Origin of the sequence: Amycolatopsis sp. SID8362 (genome assembly GCF_010550475.1) — a bacterium.
Taxonomy (GTDB): domain Bacteria; phylum Actinomycetota; class Actinomycetes; order Mycobacteriales; family Pseudonocardiaceae; genus Amycolatopsis; species Amycolatopsis eburnea.
This window is the reverse complement of record NZ_JAAGNB010000545.1, coordinates 1-3,423: the sequence shown is the minus strand read 5'-3', so window position 1 is coordinate 3,423 and position 3,423 is coordinate 1. Positions and strand designations below refer to the sequence as shown.

Annotated in this window: 2 protein-coding genes and 1 pseudogene; all 3 read right to left on the bottom strand. The window is 73.1% G+C overall.

Annotation, left to right across the window (positions count from 1 at the left end; translation table 11 throughout):
- Positions 1–1,484 (bottom strand): amino acid adenylation domain-containing protein (locus tag G3I65_RS17210; protein ID WP_160697020.1); only part of this gene is annotated, 1,484 nt, incomplete at its 3' end.
- A 209-nt stretch (positions 1,485–1,693) separates the two neighbouring features.
- On the bottom strand, positions 1,694–3,154 hold the full coding sequence (der, locus tag G3I65_RS17205) for a ribosome biogenesis GTPase Der (protein WP_163046705.1): 1,461 nt from the start codon (positions 3,152–3,154) through the stop codon (positions 1,694–1,696).
- Between the two features lie 16 nt (positions 3,155–3,170).
- Positions 3,171–3,423, bottom strand: a pseudogene (locus G3I65_RS17200) (1-acyl-sn-glycerol-3-phosphate acyltransferase); the annotation flags it as partial.

Sequence of the window (3,423 nt, the reverse complement as noted above, 5' to 3'; positions counted from 1 at the left end):
CGGTCGACCTTGCCGGAGGTGCGGGTCGGCAGGTCGTCGACGACGGCGAGCAGCGGCACCAGCGCGGCGGGCAGGTGCTCGCGCAGCCGGGTCGCGGCCTGGTCGTGGTCGAACGGCTCGGTGCCCGGGACGACGTAGCCGACGAGGACCTGGTTGCCCGCCTTGGTGCGGCGGACCGCGGCGGCCGCGCCCTGCACGCCCGGCAGGGCCTGCAGCGCGGCGTCGACCTCGCCCAGCTCGATCCGGCGGCCGCCGAGCTTGACCTGCTCGTCGAGGCGACCGAGGAACAGCAGGCCTTCCTCTTCGGCGCGGACCATGTCGCCGGAGCGGTAGGCGCGCTGCCAGCCCAGCGACGGCAGGGCGGCGAACTTCTCCGCGTCCTTCTCGGCGTCGAGGTAGCGGGCCAGGCCGACGCCGCCGATGACCAGCTCACCGGTCTCACCCATGGCGACCGGCTCGCCCTCGTCGTTGACGACGGCGAGCTGCCAGCCGGACAGCGGCAGGCCGATCCGCACCGGGCCCTCGCCGGTCAGCTGCGCGGCGCAGGCGACGACGGTGGCCTCGGTCGGGCCGTAGGTGTTCCAGACTTCGCGGCCTTCGACGGCGACGCGCTCGGCCAGCTCCGGCGGGCACGCTTCGCCGCCGAAGATGAGCAGGCGGACGTCTTCGAGGGCGTCGGCGGGCCACAGCGCGGCCAGCGTCGGCACGGTCGAGACGACGGTGATGCGCTGCGCGACCAGCCACGGGCCCAGGTCGACACCGGTGCGGACCAGCGCGCGCGGCGCCGGGACCAGGCAGGCACCGTGGCGCCAGGCCAGCCACATCTCTTCGCAGGAGGCGTCGAAGGCGACGCTCAGCCCGGCCAGGACGCGGTCGCCGGGGCCGATCGGCTCGTCGGTGAGGAACAGCTCGGCCTCGGCGTCGACGAACGCGGCGGCGGAGGCGTGCGTGACCGCGACGCCCTTGGGCTTGCCGGTGGAGCCGGAGGTGAAGATGATCCAGGCGTCGTCGGCGGGGCCGGGGACGCCGTCGCGCCCGCCCGGCGTGCTGTGGACGTGGATCTTGCCGTCGGTGGCGACCGCGGCCACCTGGGCCTCTTCGAAGACCAGCTCGGCGCGCTCGTCCGGGTCGTCCGCGTCGACCGGCACGTAGGCGGCGCCGACGGACAGGGTGGCGAGGATCGCGACGTACAGCTCGGCGGTGCCGGAGGAGATCCGGATGCCGACGCGGTCGCCGAGGCCGACGCCGTAGCCGCGCAGCCGGCGGCCGTAGGCGTCGATCTCCTCGAGCAGGCGCCGGTAGGTCAGCGTGGTGGTGCCGTCGTCGATCGCGGCGGCGTTGGGGTGGAGCTCGGCGGTGGCGGCGAGGACGTCCAGCAGGGTGCGCTCGCTCGCGCCGAGCCCCGACCAGAACAGGGCGCGGTCGGCGACCGGGGCGAGCGTCACTTCGGCCGCGGAACCGGCGGGTTCGATCGTGACGGTCATCGACCGCTCACCTCGGCCGTGCCGAAGACGTGCAGGGACAAACCATGGGCGCGCAAGCCCATCACTCACCTTCCGGGAGCCTCAACCGGGCTCGCTCTCCTGGTTGAGGCGCCCGCAACGACCTTTCACCATACCCGTGGATGACGAAAAGGTGTCCACAGGGTCACAAGGGAGTGTCGGACCTCACGCGGGCCCGACACGTGGGGAAATCACCGCGTCCGGGCGGCCTTCCCGCCGATCTTCGGCTTCGCCTTCTTCTCCCGCACACGAACATTCACCCGAACGGGACTGCCGGTGAAGCCGAACTGCTCGCGGAACTTGCGCTCGATGAACCGGCGATAGCCCGCCTCGAGGAAGCCCGTGGTGAACAGCACCAGCGTCGGCGGCCGGATGCCGGCCTGCGTCGCGAAGAGCACCTTCGGCTGCTTGCCCGAGCGGACCGGCGGCGGGGTGGCCGCGATCAGGTCGGACAGCCACGCGTTGAGCTGGCCGGTCGGCACCCGCTGGTCCCACGACTTCAGCGCGGTCCGCAGCGCCGGCGCCAGCTTGCGCACCGAACGGCCGGTCAGCGCGGAGATGTTGACCTTCTCCGCCCACGGCACGCGGACCAGGCCGCGGTCCAGCTCGCGGACCATCGCGTGCCGACGGTCCTCGTCGACCAGGTCCCACTTGTTGAACGCCAGCACGCAGGCGCGCCCGGCCTCGACGACCATGGTCAGCACCCGCAGGTCCTGCTCCGACAGCGGCTCGGCCGCGTCGAGCAGCACGATCGCGACCTCGGCCGCGTCGATCGCGGTCTTGGTGCGCAGCGAGGCGTAGTACTCGGCGCCGGCGGCGAAGTTGACGCGCTTGCGCAGGCCCGCCGTGTCGACGAACCGCCAGGTCTCGCCGTCCAGCTCGACCAGCGAGTCGACCGGGTCGACGGTGGTGCCGGCGACCGAGTCGACGACCGAGCGCTCCTCGCCGGAGAGCTTGTTGAGCAGGCTCGACTTGCCGACGTTCGGCTTGCCGACCAGCGCGACGCGCCGCGGCCCCGACGTCACGGCGCCGCCCTCGCGCGGCGATTCGGGCAGGGCCTTGAGGATGGCGTCGAGCAGGTCGCCGGAGCTGCGTCCGTGCAGCGCGCTGACCGGGTGCGGCTCGCCGAGGCCGAGCGACCACAGCGACGCGGTGTCCGCGAGCAGGCGGTCGTCGTCGACCTTGTTCGCGGCCAGCAGCACCGGCTTCTTCGAGCGGCGCAGCACCTTGGAGACGGCTTCGTCGGTGGCGGTGGCGCCGACCGTGGCGTCGATCACCAGCAGCACGGCGTCCGCGGTCTGCATGGCCAGCTCGGCCTGCGCGGCGACGGAGGCCTGCAGCCCGGTCGCGTCCGGCTCCCAGCCGCCCGTGTCGACCAGGGTGAACCGGCGGCCACCCCAATAGGCGTCGTAGGCGACGCGGTCGCGGGTCACGCCCGGCACGTCCTGCACGACGGCTTCGCGGCGGCCGAGGATCCGGTTGACCAGCGTCGACTTGCCCACGTTCGGGCGGCCGACGACGGCGAGCACCGGCTGCGCGAGCGCGGCCTCCTCGGCCAGCTCGGCCGCCTCGATCTGCGCGTCGAGCGCGGCGAACTCGGTCTCGTCCGACCAGGTGCCGTCGATCTCGCCGACGCTGTCCAGCTCTTCCATCACTACCCAATTTCCCTTATGGCGCAGCGAATCCGTTTTCGCTGCGCCAATCGTCCAAAGTCTTCACGAGCGCCGCGAGCTCGCCGCGGAGCTCTTCGGTGCCCTGGTCGAGCCCGGTCTTCCCGGGTCCGACCTTCGGCGTGAACGGCTCCCCCACGAGGATGTCCACGCGCGGGCGCCAGCGCCGCCTGCCGTCCGCGGGCTTGCGCGTGCCCCGCGTCGCGACCGGGAGCACGGTCGCGCCGGAGGCCCGGACCAGCCAGGCCGCG

Coding starts and splice junctions, on each gene's coding strand:
- der (WP_163046705.1), bottom strand. CDS start 3,154: ATGGAAGAGCTGGACAGCGTCGGCGAGATCGACGGCACCTGGTCGGAC.